Consider the following 15,959-nt stretch of genomic DNA (forward strand, 5'->3'; position numbering starts at 1 on the left):
ATCTAAATCCCCACAGATTTTTTTATGCTTCGAAGAAATCGACGTCGGAACCCTCTGCGAGGGTGACGTATGCCTTCTTCCAGTTGGAGCGCTTGCCGATGCCCTTCGCGGTGCGCTTGGTCTTGCCGGCCACGTTGACGGTGTTCACGGCGCCGACCTTGGCGTTGAAGAGCTTCTCGACGGCAGCCTTGATCTCGATCTTGTTGGCGGCACCGTTCACCACGAAAGCGATGACGTTCTTGTCGTCTTTCTCTACCGTGGTCTTCTCAGTGATGAGCGGTTTCTTTATGACGTCATAGATGTTCATGACTGTAATGCTCCTTCAACACGACGAACGGCGGCCTCGGTAAAGACGACGCTCTGGTATTTCATGATGTCGAAAATATTGAGACCTTCGGGACCCAGCACTTTGACGTTTTTCACATTGCGGGCGGAGAGCTCCAAAGTAAGATTCGCAGTATCTGTGATAACGAGCGTCTTGTCAAGGTTAAAAGCATTTAGTACCTCGACAAATGCCTTTGTCTTGACTGCGGGAAGCTCGAAGTTATTCAGAACCGTGATCGCCTCTTTCTTGTAGAGCATGGAGAGGGCGCTTCTCAGAGCCGCTTTCCTCGCCTTCTTGTTCATGGAGAGGTTGTAGGTCTTCGGCTGCGGACCGAAAGCCACCCCGCCGCCGGGGTACTGGGGCGCCCTGGAGCAACCCTGACGGGCCTGGCCGGTACCCTTCTGCTTGAAGGGCTTCTTGCCGGAGCCGGAAACCGCTGCGCGGTTCTTGACGGCTACGGTCCCCTGCCTGCGGTTGGCGAGCTGGATCTTGACGGCCTCGTGGATCAGGTACTCGCGCACGTCGTCGTTGAAGACGGCGTCGGAGACTTCGATCTCACCGACCTTTGCTTTTTTGATGTCAAATACGTCTAACTTTGCCATGTCTATCTCCAGCCCCCGTTATCTCTTCGCCTTGACGGAGTCCTTGATAAGGACAACGCCGTTGGCGGAACCGGGGATCGCTCCACCGAGCAGAATCAGATTGTCAGCAGCGTCCACGCGTACCACTTTGAGACGCTGCACGGTCACCTTCTCGTTACCGAGCTGGCCCGGCATCTTCTTGTTCTTGAAGACCCTGGAGGGGGTCGCGGAGCAGCCGATGGAGCCCGGGGCGCGGTGGAAACGGGAGCCGTGGCTCGACCGGCCGCCTTTGAAGCCCCAGCGCTTGATGACGCCGGCAAAACCCTTACCGATGGAGGTGCCGGTCACGTCGACCAGGTCGCCCTCGGCGAACACGCCGGCCTCAATCACGTCGCCCACGTTGTAGGCCTCGGTGTTGTCCATGCGCAGCTCGCGGTAGTGAGTGAACACGCCGGCACCGGCGCCCTTGCAGTGACCCACCTGGGCAGCGTTGGCCTTGGAGGCCTCCTTCGCACCGTAACCGACCTGGATGGCGCTGTAGCCGTCCTTCTCTACGGTCTTCTTCTGGAGGACGACGCACGGCCCAGCCTCGACGACGGTCACGGCGATGCGCCTGCCGTCCTCGGCAAATATCTGGGTCATGCCCAGTTTTTTCCCAATCAATCCCTTATTCATGGTCGACTTCCTATCCTTGTATTAAAGCTTGATCTCGACGTCCACACCTGCGGAGAGGTCGAGTTTCATCAGAGCGTCGACAGTCTGCTGGGTCGGCTCGAGGATATCAATCAGGCGCTTGTGGGTCCTGATCTCGAACTGCTCGCGCGACTTCTTGTCGACGTGCGGTCCACGCAGCACGCAGTACTTGTTGATGACGGTCGGCAGCGGGATCGGGCCGGCAACGCGTGCCCCGGTCCTCTTCGCGGTATCGACGATCTCGCCAACGGAAGTATCAAGCAGCTTGTGGTCGTATGCTTTCAAGCGGATTCTAATTTTCTGACTAGGCATCTCTTCCTCGTGATGAAACAAGTTTTTCAGTTTACAGTCCATGGCATCCGGGAGGCACACTGGCGCGGCCTCCCGGACACCCGGATCTGCAAACCGTATGTTTTTCTATTCTTACTCGATGATGGAAGCAACCACGCCTGCGCCGACGGTACGGCCGCCTTCGCGGATTGCGAAGCGCAAACCTTCGTCCATTGCGATCGGGGTGATCAGGTTGACGGTCACGGAGACGTTGTCGCCCGGCATAACCATCTCTACGCCGGCCTCGAGGTCAACCACGCCGGTAACGTCGGTGGTCCTGAAGTAGAACTGCGGACGGTAGCCGTTGAAGAACGGGGTGTGACGGCCGCCCTCTTCCTTGGACAGGATGTAGGCTTCTGCCTTGAACTTGGTGTGCGGGGTGATGGAGCCCGGCTTGGCAAGAACCTGGCCGCGCTCGATCTCTTCACGCTTCACGCCGCGCAGCAGGGCGCCGATGTTGTCGCCTGCACGCCCCTCGTCGAGGAGCTTACGGAACATCTCGACGCCGGTGACGGTGGTCTTGGTGGTGGCCTTGATGCCGACGATCTCGACCTCCTCGCCGACCTTGACGATGCCGCGCTCGACACGACCGGTGGCGACGGTGCCGCGACCGGAGATGGAGAACACGTCCTCTACCGGCATGAGGAACGGCTTGTCGATGGCGCGCTGCGGCTCCGGGATGTAGGCGTCGACGGCGTCCATCAGCTTCATGATGGCCTGCTCGCCCAGCTCGCCCTTGTCACCCTCGAGACCTTTCAGAGCGGAACCCTTGATGATCGGGATATCGTCGCCCGGGAAGTCGTAGGAGGAGAGGAGTTCGCGAACTTCCAGCTCGACCAGTTCGAGGAGCTCCTCGTCGTCCACCATGTCGGCCTTGTTCAGGAACACGACGATGTAGGGGACGCCGACCTGACGTGCGAGCAGGATGTGCTCGCGGGTCTGCGGCATCGGGCCGTCGGCTGCGGAAACAACCAGGATCGCGCCGTCCATCTGCGCAGCACCGGTGATCATGTTCTTGACGTAGTCGGCGTGGCCCGGGCAGTCGACGTGTGCGTAGTGGCGCTTGTCGGTCTCGTACTCGACGTGTGCGGTGGCGATGGTGATGCCGCGCTCACGCTCTTCCGGAGCGTTGTCGATCTGGTCGAAGGCCTTGAACTCGGCCTGGCCCTTGCCGGCGAGCACCTTGGTGATAGCTGCGGTCAGGGTGGTCTTGCCGTGGTCGACGTGGCCGATGGTGCCGATGTTTACGTGCGGCTTAGTTCTTTCAAATTTAGCTTTTGCCATTTCGGAATCCTCCTCAGTAGGGAAATTGAATTATTTAGCCTTTGGCCTTCGCTACTATCTCCTCGGCAACCGACTTCGGTACCGGCTCGTAATGATCGAAGGTCATGGAGTAGGTCGCACGACCCTGGGTTGCGGAACGCAGGTCGGTGGAGTAGCCGAACATCTGGGCCAGCGGCACCATCGCGGTGACGACCTGTGCGCCTGCGCGCCCTTCCATGCCCATGATGCGGCCGCGGCGGGAGTTCAGGTCGCCGATGACGTCGCCCATGTACTCCTCGGGAACCACGACTTCCACCGACATGATCGGCTCCAGGATGATCGGGGATGCCTTGGCGCAACCCTCTTTGAAGCCCATGGAACCTGCGATTTTGAAGGCCATCTCCGAGGAGTCGACCTCGTGGTAGGAACCGTCGACCAGGGTGACCTTGATGTCGACCACCGGGAAGCCGGCCATGACGCCGTTGTCCAGCGCCTCTTTGATACCCTTGTCGACCGCCGGGATGTACTCGCGGGGAACGACGCCGCCCTTGATGGCGTCGACGAACTCGTACCCTTTCCCGGCCTCCTGCGGCTCGATCTCGAGCCAGACGTGGCCGAACTGACCGCGACCGCCGGACTGACGTACGAACTTCCCTTCCGCCTTGACCTTCTTGGTGATGGTCTCGCGGTAGGCAACCTGCGGCTTGCCGACGTTCGCCTCAACCTTGAACTCGCGGAAGAGACGGTCCACGATGATCTCGAGGTGCAGCTCGCCCATGCCGGAGATGATGGTCTGGCCGGTCTCCTCGTCGGTCTTGACGCGGAAGGACGGGTCCTCGGAAGCGAGCTTGCCCAGGGAGAGACCGAGCTTTTCCTGGTCTGCCTTGGTTTTCGGCTCGATGGCGATGGAGATAACCGGCTCCGGGAACTCGATGGACTCGAGGATGACGGCGTGGTTCTCGTCGCACAGGGTGTCGCCCGTGGTGGTGTATTTCAGGCCTACCGCGGCGGCGATGTCGCCGGCGTAGACTTCCTTGATCTCTTCACGCTTGTTGGCGTGCATCTTCAGGATGCGGCCGATCCTCTCGCGCTTGCCCTTGGTGGCGTTGTACACGTAGGAACCGGACTGGATCACGCCCGAGTAGACGCGGAAGAAGCAGAGCTGCCCCACGAACGGGTCGGTCATGATCTTGAAGCCGAGGGCCGAGAACGGCTCGGAATCAGATGCGTGGCGCTCGATGGGCGCCTCGGTGTTGGCGTCGACACCCTGGATAGCGGGGATGTCGGTCGGGGCCGGCATGTAGTCGAGCACCGCGTCGAGGAGGTGCTGCACGCCCTTGTTCTTGAAGGCGGAACCGCAGATGACCGGGCAGATCTTGATGTCGAGGGTCGCCTGACGGATGGCGGCCTTCAGTTCGGCGTTGCTGATCTCCTCGCCGCCCAGGTATTTCTCCATGAGGGCGTCGTCGTGGGAGGAAACTTCCTCGATGAGCAGCTCGCGGTACTCGTTGGCCTGGTCGACCAGGTCGGCCGGGATGTCAACCACGTCGTACACGGCGCCCATGGTCTCGTCGTTGAAGACCATCCCTTTCATCTCGATCAGGTCGACGAGGCCCTTGTAGTTCTCCTCGCTCCCGATCGGGATCTGCAGGGCGACCGGGTTCGCCTTGAGGCGATCCTTGATCATGGCGATGCCGCGGAAGAAGTCCGCGCCGATGCGGTCCATCTTGTTGATGAACGCGATGCGCGGAACGCGGTACTTGTCAGCCTGACGCCATACGGTCTCGGACTGGGGCTCGACGCCACCGACCGAGCAGAAGACGGCGACGGCGCCATCGAGAACGCGCAGGGAACGCTCGACCTCGATGGTGAAGTCGACGTGACCCGGGGTGTCGATGATGTTGATACGGTGGTCCTTCCAGTTGCAGGTGGTAGCCGCGGAGGTGATGGTGATGCCGCGCTCCTGCTCCTGCTCCATCCAGTCCATGGTAGCGGCGCCGTCGTGGACCTCGCCGATCTTGTGGGAAACACCGGTGTAATAGAGAATACGCTCCGTGGTGGTGGTCTTCCCTGCATCTATGTGAGCCATGATCCCGATATTACGGGTCATTTCCAACGAAACCTGACGTGCCACTTACTGTTCCTCCGAGTTGCTTTCTAAGCCTAAATGGGTGCCGCCGTGAACTACCAGCGGTAATGGGCGAAGGCGCGGTTCGCCTCGGCCATCTTGTGGGTGTCCTCACGCTTCTTGACCGCGGAACCACGGTTGTTGTAGGCATCGAGGATCTCGCCGGCGAGCTTGTCGGTGACGGTCTTCTCGCTGCGGGCGTTGGAGTACTTCACCAGCCAGCGCATGGCCAGAGACATGCGGCGCTCCGGACGGACTTCAACCGGAACCTGGTAGGTGGAGCCGCCGACCCTGCGGGACTTGACTTCCAGCATCGGCTTGATGTTGTCCAGGCACTTCTTGAGCACCTTCACCGGCTCGTCGCCGGCCTTGCCAGCCGCGATCTCGAGGGCACCGTAGAGAGCTTTCTCAGCGGTGGACTTCTTGCCGTCCAGCATGATTATATTGATCAGCTTGGCAACCACCCTGTCACCGTATTTCGGATCCGGGAGGATCACCCGCTTTGCTACTTCTCTTCTTCTTGGCATGTCTTAACCTCTCACTTAAAATCGGTTACTTGGGTCTTTTTGCACCGTACGGCTACTTGGGCCTCTTCGCACCGTACTTGGAACGGCTCTTCATGCGACCCTTGACGCCGACAGAGTCGAGCGTGCCACGGACGATGTGGTAACGAACACCCGGAAGGTCCTTTACCCTGCCGCCCCTGATCAGGACGACGGAGTGTTCCTGGAGGTTGTGACCAACACCCGGAATGTAGGAGGTCACCTCGACGCCGTTGGTAAGCCTAACCCTGGCGACTTTACGAAGCGCGGAGTTCGGTTTCTTCGGGGTTGTGGTGTAAACCCTGGTGCAAACGCCCCTCTTCTGCGGGCAGCTCCTGAGTGCCGGAGCAGTGGATTTTTCACCCTTTGACTCCCGACCGTGACGAATAAGCTGATTAATAGTTGGCATACATTCCTCTCACGCGTTTCTTCTCCACGCACAGACGTACCCCGCGCGCGGAAGCGACGAAAATAGCAATAACGTACGTGCTTGTCAAGTTTTATTTGATAAAAGTGAGACGCCGGCCAGTGAAGCGGGGAACCCGCTCTCACTGGCCGGATACTGGACTAGGCTTCTTCTTCGTAGATCTCTTCATCTTCCGGTTCAACTGGCTCCGGAATGATTACTGGCTCCTCAGCAACCATGCGCAGGTTGCGGTAAAGAGCCAATCCCGTACCCGCCGGGATCAGGCGGCCCATGATCACGTTTTCTTTCAGACCACGCAGACTGTCGACCTTACCTTCTATTGATGCCTGTGTCAAGACTTTTGTTGTTTCCTGGAAGGAAGCAGCAGAAATAAATGACTCAGTCGAGAGCGACGCCTTGGTTATGCCAAGGAGCAGGGACTCTGCAGTGGCAGGACGCCCGCCCTTATCCATCGCCTTCTCGTTCTCTTCCTCAAACACCCAACGCTCGATCTGATCGTCGATCAAGAGGTTGGTATCGCCCACGTCCTTCACCCTGACGCGGCGCAGCATCTGACGTACGATGGTCTCGATGTGCTTGTCGTTGATCTTGACGCCCTGGAGGCGGTAGACCTCCTGCACCTCGTCGACCAGGTACTTGGCCAGTTCCTTCTGGCCCAGTACGCGCAGGATGTCGTGCGGGTTGGAGGATCCGTCCATGAGCGCCTCGCCGGCGCGGACATGGTCCCCTTCGTGGACGCTGATGTGCTTCCCTTTGGGGATGAGGTATTCCTTCGGCTCGCCCACCTCGGGGGTGACGATGACCTTACGCTTGCCCTTGGCGTCCTTGCCGAAGGCGACCACGCCGTCTATCTCGGTGATGACCGCGAAGTCTTTCGGCTTTCTGGCCTCGAAGAGCTCGGCGACACGCGGCAGACCGCCGGTGATGTCCTTGGTCTTGGTGGTTTCGCGCGGGATCTTGGCGATCACGTCACCCGCGGCGACCACGGTGTCTTCCATCGCGTTGATGTTGGAGCCCACCGGCAGGTAGTAGCGCGCCATGCTCTCGCCGATCTTGGCGGTCTTGCCGGACTCGTCCTTGATGGTGATGCGCGGGCGCTTGTCGGCGTCGCGGGTCTCGATGATGACCTTCCTGGAGAGACCGGTGACTTCGTCGACCTGCTCCTCCATGGTGACGCCCTCGATCACGTCCCCGAACTTGATGCGGCCGGAGATCTCGGTGAGGATCGGCATGGTGTACGGGTCCCACTCGGCCAGCGACTGCCCCTGGGTGACCTTCTCTTCCGGGCTCACCTTGATCTTGGCGCCGTAGACGATGCCGTATTTCTCGCGCTCGCGCCCGGTCTCGTCCACGATGGCCAGCTCACCGTTGCGGTTCATAACGATGTGGTGACCTTCCGAGTTGGTTACGTAGTGCAGGTTGATGAACTTGGCGTAGCCCTCGTTCCTCGACTCCAGAGAGGTCTGCTCGGCGCGACGGGATGCGGTACCACCGATGTGGAAGGTACGCATGGTCAGCTGGGTGCCCGGCTCGCCGATGGACTGGGCGGCGATGACGCCGACCGCCTCGCCGCGGTTCACCAGGTGGCCGCGTGCCAGGTCGCGGCCGTAGCACTTGGCGCAGATGCCGCGGCGGCTCTCGCAGGTGAGCACCGAGCGGATCTTGACCTTCTCGAGACCGGCGGCCTCGATTCTCGCCACCAGGGTCTCGTCGATCTCCTGGTTGGCCGCCACCAGCACGTCGCCGGTGACCGGGTCGAGGATGTCGTCCAGGGCCACGCGGCCGAGGATACGGTCGCCGATGTGCTCGATGACCTCGCCACCCTCGGTGAGGGAGGAGACGGTCAGGCCGTCGATGGTGCCGCAATCCTCCTCGGTGATGATGGCGTCCTGGGCGACGTCGACCAGACGGCGGGTGAGGTAACCGGAGTTCGCCGTCTTGAGCGCGGTATCGGCCAGACCTTTACGGGCACCGTGCGTGGAGATGAAGTACTGCAGCACGGTGAGGCCTTCGCGGAAGTTCGCGGTGATCGGGGTCTCGATGATCTCGCCGGACGGCTTGGCCATGAGTCCCCTCATCCCGGCCAGCTGGCGGATCTGCTGGGCACTACCCCTCGCGCCGGAGTCGGCCATCATGTGGATCGCGTTGAAGGACGGTACCTTGACTTCCTTCCCATCCGGGTCGGTGATGGTGTCGCGGGAGAGGTTGTCCAGCATCTCTTTCGCGATGTCCTCGGTCGATTTGGCCCAGATGTCGATGACCTTGTTGTAACGCTCGCCGTCGGTGATGAGACCCTCGGTGTACTGGTTCTGGATCTCCTGCACCTCTTCAGTGGCGCGGTTGATGATGGCCGGTTTCCCTTCCGGGATGACCATGTCGTTGATGGAGATGGAGATACCCGCCTTGGCCGCGTAGCGGAAGCCGATCGACTTCAGCTTGTCGGCGAGGATGACGGTCTCCTTGTTGCCGGCCAAACGGTAGCAGGTGTCGACCAGGTTGGAGAGCTCCTTCTTGGTCATCACCTTGTTGATGGCCGAGAACGGCACCGCGTCCGGCAGGATCTCGCGCAGCAGCACGCGGCCGACGGTGGTTTCCACCAGGGCCGGCTTCTCGTCGGCCGGGAGGTTCTTCATCCTGACCTTGACGCGGGCCTGCAGGTGCACCTCGGACGCATCCCAGGCGATGGACACCTCTTCCGGGGAGGCGAAGATCTTGCCGTCGCCCTGGGCGAAATGCTTCTCGCGGGTCATGTAGTAGATGCCGAGGACCATATCCTGGGACGGCACGATGATCGGCTTGCCGTGCGCCGGCGACAGGATGTTGTTGGTGGACATCATGAGCACGCGGGTTTCCACCTGGCTCTCGACGGAGAGGGGGAGGTGGACCGCCATCTGGTCACCGTCGAAGTCCGCGTTGAAGGCGGTGCAGACCAGCGGGTGAAGCTGGATCGCCTTCCCCTCGATGAGCACCGGCTCGAAAGCCTGGATGCCCAAACGGTGCAGGGTCGGGGCGCGGTTCAGCATGACCGGGTGCTCCTTGATGACCTCCTCGAGCACGTCCCAGACCTCCGGCTTCTCCTTCTCCACCATCTTCTTGGCGCTCTTGATGGTGGTGACGAAGCCGCGCTCCTCGAGCTTGTTGTAGATGAACGGCTTGAAGAGCTCGAGAGCCATCTTCTTGGGCAGGCCGCACTGGTGCAGGCGGAGTTCCGGGCCGACAACGATAACGGAACGGCCGGAGTAGTCGACACGCTTACCGAGCAGGTTCTGACGGAAGCGGCCCGACTTGCCCTTGAGCATGTCGGAGAGCGACTTGAGCGGACGCTTGTTGGGACCGGCGATGGCGCGGCCGCGACGGCCGTTGTCGAACAACGCGTCGACCGCCTCCTGCAGCATGCGCTTCTCGTTCCTGATGATGACCTCGGGGGCCTGCAGTTCCATCAGGCGCTTCAACCGGTTGTTGCGGTTGATGACGCGGCGGTACAGGTCGTTCAGGTCGCTTGTAGCGAAGCGGCCGCCGTCCAGGGGGACCAGCGGGCGCAGTTCCGGCGGCAGCACCGGGATGCACTCGAGGATCATCCACTCCGGCTTGTTGCCCGAGTTCTTGAATGCCTCGATGACCTTGAGACGCTTGGCGGTCTTCTTGCGCTTGGCCTCGGAGGTCGCCTCCTGCATCTCGATGCGGAGCTGCTCGGAGAGCTGGTCCAGGTCCATCGAGGTGAGGCAGGTGCGGATTGCTGCCGCGCCCATGCCGGCCTCGAAGCCGTAGTTGTACTCCTCGAGGGCCTTCTGGTACTGGTCCTCGGAGAGCACGGTGCCGAACGGCATGCCGGTTTCCTTCGGGTCGGTCACCACGTAGGCCTCGAAGTAAAGCACCTTCTCGAGGTCCTTCAGGGTGATGTCCATCAGGTTGCCGATGCGGGACGGCAGGGACTTCAGGAACCAGATGTGCGCCACCGGGGTGGCCAGGTCGATGTGCCCCAGGCGCTCGCGGCGCACCTTGGACGGGATGACCTCGACGCCGCACTTCTCGCAGACGATGCCCCTGTGCTTCATGCGCTTGTACTTGCCGCAGTTGCACTCGTAGTCCTTGGTCGGTCCGAAGATCTTGGCGCAGAACAGGCCATCGCGCTCCGGTTTGAAAGTGCGGTAGTTGATGGTTTCCGGCTTCTTCACTTCCCCGAAGGAGCGCTCGCGGATCTTGTCCGGCGAGGAGATCGAGATCTTGATGGACGAGAAGTGAAGCGGATCTTTCGGCTTATCGAAAAAATTGAAAATATCTTCCAAAGTATTTTCCTCCTTAGCGGTAGGAGTTACGTTATCGGTTTCAAGCAGCTTGTCGGACGTCGGACATCGGACCAGCCCGACTAGTCAGACTAGTCGGACCGGCCTGACAGCTACTAGTCCTCGTCGCTCTCCAGGAGCTCCACGTCGAGACCAAGGGACTGCAGTTCCTTGATGAGGACGTTGAACGACTCCGGCAGGCCCGGCTCAAGGGTGTGCTTCCCTTTGACGATGGCCTCGTACATCCTGGTGCGGCCGGCCACGTCGTCGGACTTGACGGTGAGGAACTCCTGCAGCGCATAGGCGGCGCCGTAGGCTTCCATGGCCCAGACCTCCATCTCCCCGAGTCGCTGACCACCGAACTGCGCCTTGCCCCCCAGCGGCTGCTGGGTGACCAGGGAGTAGGGACCGATGCTCCTTGCGTGGATCTTGTCGTCGACCAGGTGGTGCAGCTTCAGCACGTACATGATGCCGACGGTGACCTTGTGCATGAACTTGTCGCCGCTCTTGCCGTCGTACAGGGTGACCTGGCCGGTGGTCTCGAACCCGGCGTGCTTCATCATCTCCTGGATCGACTCCTCGCTCGCCCCCTCGAAGACCGGGGAAGCCATCGGGACGCCGCGCTTTAAGCGCTTGGCCACGTTGATGAGCTCCTCCCCCTCGAGCTTGTCGATGAAGCGGTGCATTTCCGGATCGTGGTACACGCCCTTCAGGAAACGCTTCACCTCGTCGTGCGGGGTGTTCTTCTCGAGGAACTCCTCGATCTTCCACCCCAGGCCGCGAGCGGCCCACCCCAGGTGCGTCTCCAGGATCTGTCCCACGTTCATACGGGACGGAACGCCGAGCGGGTTCAAGACGATCTCGACCGGACGACCGTCTTCCATGTACGGCATGTCCTCCTCGGGGAGGATCCTCGAGACGACACCCTTGTTGCCGTGGCGGCCGGCCATCTTGTCGCCCACCTGCAGCTTGCGCTTGATGGCGATGTAGACCTTGACCATCTTGATCACGCCCGGCGGCAGGTCGTCGCCGCGGCGCAGCTTCTGCACCTTGTCGTCGAAGACGTACTTGATGATGTCGATCTGCTGGTTCAAGGTGGCCAGGGTCTGCGCCACTTTCTCGTCGATGGTGTCGTCGTCGGCGATGGAGATCTCGTCCCAACGGTCCATGGAGAAGGACTTCAGCATCTCCTCGGTGATGGCTGCCCCTTTCGGGATCAGCACCTTGCCGTCGGTGCCCTCGATCTTCACGGCGGCGGTCTTGCCCACCAGCAGCTTCTTCAGCTTGCCGATGGCCGAATCACGGATGATCCGGATCTCGTCCTGCTCGTCCTTCCTGAGACGCTGCTCCTCGGCCTTCTCGATGATCTCGGTACGGGCGTCCTTGTCGGCACCCTTCCGGGAGAAGATCTTGGCGCCGATGACGGTGCCCTCAACCCCCGGCGGAACCCTGAGCGAGGTGTCGCGCACGTCGCCCGCCTTCTCGCCGAAGATGGCGCGCAGCAGTTTCTCTTCAGGGGAGAGCTGTGTCTCGCCTTTCGGGGTGATCTTGCCGACCAGGATGTCGCCCGGGCGGACCTCGGCGCCGATCCTGATGATGCCGGACTCGTCCAGGTCCTTCAGGGTCTCTTCGCCCAGGTTCGGGATGTCGGAGGTGATCTCCTCCTTGCCGAGCTTGGTGTCGCGGGCGACGGCCTCGAACTCCTCGATGTGGATCGAGGTGTAGCGGTCGTCCTTGACCAGGCGCTCCGAGATGAGGATGGAGTCCTCGTAGTTGTAGCCGCCCCACGGCATGAAGGCGACCAGGACGTTCTGGCCCAGGGCCAGCTCGCCCATGTCGGTCGAAGGACCGTCGGCGATGATGTCGCCGGCCTTCACGTGATCGCCCACCTTCACCACCGGCCTCTGGTTGATGCAGGTGTTCTGGTTGGAACGGGCGAACTTGATCAGGTTGTAGATGTCGACACCGGTGCCGGTGGCATCGTACTGGTCCTCGTCGATCTTGACGACGATCCTGGAGGCGTCGACGCTTTCCACGACGCCGTTGTGGCGGGCGACCGAGGAAACCCCGGAATCGCGGGCCACGACGCGCTCCATGCCGGTACCGACCAGCGGGGAGTCGGCGCGCAGGAGAGGCACCGCCTGGCGCTGCATGTTGGAACCCATGAGTGCGCGGTTCGCGTCGTCGTTCTCGAGGAACGGGATCAGCGAGGCCGCGACCGAGACCAACTGCATCGGGGCGACGTCCATGAGCTCCAGCTCGTCGCGGCCGACCAGCACGAACTCGCCGGACTTCCTGGCGGAGATGTAATCGGCCATGAAGCGGCCGGTCTCATCCATTTCGGCGTTGGCCTGTGCGATGGCGTGCCCTTCCTCCTCGAGCGCGGAGAAGAAGCGGACCTCGTCGGTCACCTTCCCTTCCTTGACAACGCGGTACGGCGTCTCGACGAAACCGTGCTCGTTGATGCGCGCGTAGGTGGAGAGCGACGCGATCAGACCGATGTTCGGCCCCTCCGGGGTCTCGATCGGGCAGACACGACCGTAGTGGGTCGGGTGTACGTCGCGGACCTCGAAGCCCGCGCGCTCACGGGTAAGACCGCCCGGTCCGAGAGCCGAGAGACGACGCTTGTGCGTGACCTCGGAGAGCGGGTTGGTCTGGTCCATGAACTGGGAGAGCTGCGAGGAACCGAAGAACTCCTTCACGACGGCGGAAACCGGCTTGGAGTTGATCAGGTCGTGCGGCATCAGGTTCTCGACTTCCTGCAGGCTCATGCGCTCCTTGATGGCGCGCTCCATCCTGACCAGGCCGATGCGGTACTGGTTCTCGAGGAGTTCACCCACGGCGCGCACGCGGCGGTTGCCCAGGTGGTCGATGTCGTCGATGTTCCCCTTGCCGTTTTTCAGCTCGATCAGGTAGCGCACCACCTCGAGGATGTCCTCGCGGGTGAGCGTCATGCAGTCAAGCGGCACGTCCACGCCGAGCTTGTAGTTGAGCTTCAGACGGCCGACGGCGGAGAGGTCGTAGCGCTCCGCGTTGAAGAACAGGTTCTCGAAGAGAACCAGCGCGCTCTTCAGGGTCGGCGGATCGCCCGGACGCAGGCGGCGGTAGATCTCGATCAGCGCCTCGTCGGTAGAGCCGATCTTGTCGATCAGGATGGTGTCGCGGAAGCTGGAGGTGACGTGCAGGTTGTCGATGAAGAGCACCTGGAAGGAGGTGATCCCCTTCTGGACCATCTCCTCGAGCTTCGCCTGGGTGATCTCCTCGTTGCACTCGACCAGGATCTCGCCGGTGGCCGGATCGTAGATGTCGTGGGAAGCGACCTTGCCAACCACTTCCTCCTCGGCGATCGGGATCTCCTTGATGCCGTGCTCGGCCATCTTGCGGAGGGCCGCCTTGGTGAACTTGCGGTTCGCCTTGAGGATGACCTCCTGGGTGCCCGGGTCCACGATGTCGGCGGTGGCCTTCTGGTTGGAGAGGAGTTCCGCGTCCACGAGCTTCGTCATGGCGCCGTTTTCACCGACCCTCACTTCCTCGGACTTGTAGAAGTAGTTGATCAGCGCGTCGTTGGAGTAGCCAAGGGCCTTCAGCAGGACGGTGGCCGGCATCTTGCGACGCCTGTCTATGCGAACATAAAGGATGTCTTTATGGTCAAATTCAAAGTCAAGCCACGAGCCGCGGTACGGGATCACGCGGGCCGAGTAGAGCACTTTGCCACTGGAGTGGGTCTTGCCCTTGTCGTGGTCGTAGAACACGCCCGGCGAGCGGTGCAGCTGGCTCACGATGACGCGCTCGGTGCCGTTTATGATAAAGGTCCCGTTGTCGGTCATCAGCGGGATTTCGCCGAAATAAACCTCCTGCTCCTTGATGTCGCGGATCGATCTGGTACCGGGGTCCTTCGCCACATCCCACACTACCAGCCGTACCTTCACCTTCATCGGCGCGGCAAAGGTCATCCCCCTCTGGTGGCACTCCTCGACGTCGTACTTCGGCGCGCCCAGCGAATACGAAACGTACTCAAGCGAAGCGGTATCGCTGAAGTCCCTGATCGGGAACACGCTCCTGAACACGGCTTCCAGGCCGGAATTCTTGCGTGCGTCTACGGGAGTGTCGAGCTGGAGGAATCTCTTGTAGGAATTTTTCTGGATGTCGATGAGGTTCGGTATGTCGATGATCTTGTGGATCTTGGCGAAGTTCTTGCGCAACAGGGGGTTATTCGCGATTGAATAAGCCATATCTTCTCCTTGTGGTGAACGCCTTGGAAGACCTCCACCCCCTTGAATTTCCTGCTGTTCTGGTCGGACGTGGCTGCGGGGTGAAGCGGCCTCAAACTAAAATAGAACAGCCAAGGCCGCAAAAAGCGACCTTGGCTTTGGTAAAGATCGGTGCAGAACAGCTTACTTAACTTCCACTTCTGCGCCTGCCTCGACCAGCTGCTTCTGTGCGTCGGCAGCTTCTTCTTTGGAGATGCCAGTCTTGACCGGCTGCGGAGCGCCGTCGACCAGGTCCTTGGCTTCTTTGAGGCCCAGGGAGGTCAGGCCGCGAACGACCTTGATGACAGCGATCTTGTTAGCGCCAGCAGCTTTCAGGATGACGTCGAACTCGGTCTTCTCTTCAGCAGCTTCAGCCGGGCCAGCAGCCGGGCCAGCAGCAGCCACAGCAACCGGAGCTGCTGCGGAAACGCCGAACTTCTCTTCGAGCTCTTTCACGAGGCCGGCAAGTTCGAGGACGGACATGTTTTCGATGAAGCTGATTACTTCTTCTTTGGTGATAGCCATTTCTTATTCCTCCAGAGAATATTGTTAGATGTTTAAAGCGAAAATTGTCGGTGACTGCGACTAGGCAGCCTTCTGGATCCTGATCTGTTCCAGCGCGCGTACGAAACCGCCCGGGACAGCCGCGAGAACACGTACGAAGTTGCTTGCCGGTGCCTGCATGCTGCCCAGCATCTTGGCGATAAGCACTTCGCGGCTCGGCAGGTCTGCCAGAGCCTGGATCTCAGCCACGTTGATGGTCTTGCCGGTGAGTACGCCAGCTTTCAAGGTAAACGGGTTGGTGTTTTCCTTGTTGAAGCGGGACAGCACCTTGGCCGCTGCGACGGGATCATCGTAGCAAAGGGCGATGGCGGTGGGGCCTGCGTAGTACTGCGACAGACCTTCCTTGTCGGTCCCCTTGGAAGCGATCTCGAGCAGGGTGTTCTTGACGACCTTGTACTCCGCGTTGGCTTTCCTGAGTTCATTTCTGAGCTCGGTGGCCTGGCCGACGTTCATCCCGCGAAAATCCGCGAGGAATACCGCCTGCGCCCTCTGGAGCTTGTCGTGCATCTCGGCAACAAGTTCTTGTTTGTTTTCCTTATTCAAGCGCCTTCCTCCTTTCTTTTGGTATACGGG

12 protein-coding genes are annotated in these 15,959 nt (G+C 60.8%); all 12 read right to left on the bottom strand.

What is annotated here, in order from left to right:
- Positions 1–22: 22 nt before the first annotated feature.
- On the bottom strand, positions 23–307 hold the full coding sequence (locus KP003_RS15465) for a 50S ribosomal protein L23 (RefSeq protein WP_216500038.1): 285 nt from the start codon (positions 305–307) through the stop codon (positions 23–25).
- On the bottom strand, positions 304–927 hold the full coding sequence (gene rplD, locus KP003_RS15470) for a 50S ribosomal protein L4 (protein WP_216500037.1): 624 nt from the start codon (positions 925–927) through the stop codon (positions 304–306). The genes KP003_RS15465 and rplD overlap by 4 nt, the downstream gene beginning before the upstream one ends.
- Positions 928–945: 18 nt before the next feature.
- On the bottom strand, positions 946–1,581 hold the full coding sequence (rplC, locus tag KP003_RS15475) for a 50S ribosomal protein L3 (RefSeq protein ID WP_216500036.1): 636 nt from the start codon (positions 1,579–1,581) through the stop codon (positions 946–948).
- 21 nt (positions 1,582–1,602) lie between these two features.
- Complete coding sequence (gene rpsJ / locus KP003_RS15480) at positions 1,603–1,911, bottom strand: 30S ribosomal protein S10 (protein WP_012529365.1); 309 nt, start codon at positions 1,909–1,911, stop codon at positions 1,603–1,605.
- 111 nt (positions 1,912–2,022) lie between these two features.
- Positions 2,023–3,213 (bottom strand): elongation factor Tu, encoded by a 1,191-nt coding sequence (gene tuf, locus KP003_RS15485; RefSeq protein WP_216500028.1) that lies wholly within the window; start codon positions 3,211–3,213, stop codon positions 2,023–2,025.
- Positions 3,214–3,247: 34 nt separating this feature from the next.
- On the bottom strand, positions 3,248–5,326 hold the full coding sequence (gene fusA, locus KP003_RS15490; RefSeq protein WP_216500035.1) for an elongation factor G: 2,079 nt from the start codon (positions 5,324–5,326) through the stop codon (positions 3,248–3,250).
- A 50-nt stretch (positions 5,327–5,376) separates the two neighbouring features.
- Positions 5,377–5,847, bottom strand: coding sequence for a 30S ribosomal protein S7 (gene rpsG / locus KP003_RS15495; RefSeq protein ID WP_129128342.1), 471 nt, complete (start codon positions 5,845–5,847; stop codon positions 5,377–5,379).
- A 52-nt stretch (positions 5,848–5,899) separates the two neighbouring features.
- A complete protein-coding gene (gene rpsL, locus KP003_RS15500; RefSeq protein ID WP_015719175.1) occupies positions 5,900–6,271 on the bottom strand; it encodes a 30S ribosomal protein S12 in 372 nt (123 codons plus the stop codon).
- A 158-nt stretch (positions 6,272–6,429) separates the two neighbouring features.
- The gene (gene rpoC / locus KP003_RS15505) at positions 6,430–10,575 is read right to left on the bottom strand and encodes a DNA-directed RNA polymerase subunit beta' (RefSeq protein WP_216500034.1); all 4,146 of its coding nucleotides are present in this window, start codon (positions 10,573–10,575) and stop codon (positions 6,430–6,432) included.
- A 113-nt stretch (positions 10,576–10,688) separates the two neighbouring features.
- On the bottom strand, positions 10,689–14,804 hold the full coding sequence (gene rpoB / locus KP003_RS15510; RefSeq protein ID WP_216500033.1) for a DNA-directed RNA polymerase subunit beta: 4,116 nt from the start codon (positions 14,802–14,804) through the stop codon (positions 10,689–10,691).
- A gap of 162 nt (positions 14,805–14,966) precedes the next feature.
- Positions 14,967–15,347, bottom strand: a complete 381-nt coding sequence (rplL, locus tag KP003_RS15515) for a 50S ribosomal protein L7/L12 (RefSeq protein WP_216500032.1) — start codon at positions 15,345–15,347, stop codon at positions 14,967–14,969.
- Positions 15,348–15,407: 60 nt separating this feature from the next.
- On the bottom strand, positions 15,408–15,929 hold the full coding sequence (gene rplJ / locus KP003_RS15520; protein ID WP_183350951.1) for a 50S ribosomal protein L10: 522 nt from the start codon (positions 15,927–15,929) through the stop codon (positions 15,408–15,410).
- Positions 15,930–15,959: the final 30 nt, after the last annotated feature.

The sequence above is a fragment of the Geomonas diazotrophica genome, assembly GCF_019063885.1.
GTDB lineage: Bacteria > Desulfobacterota > Desulfuromonadia > Geobacterales > Geobacteraceae > Geomonas > Geomonas diazotrophica.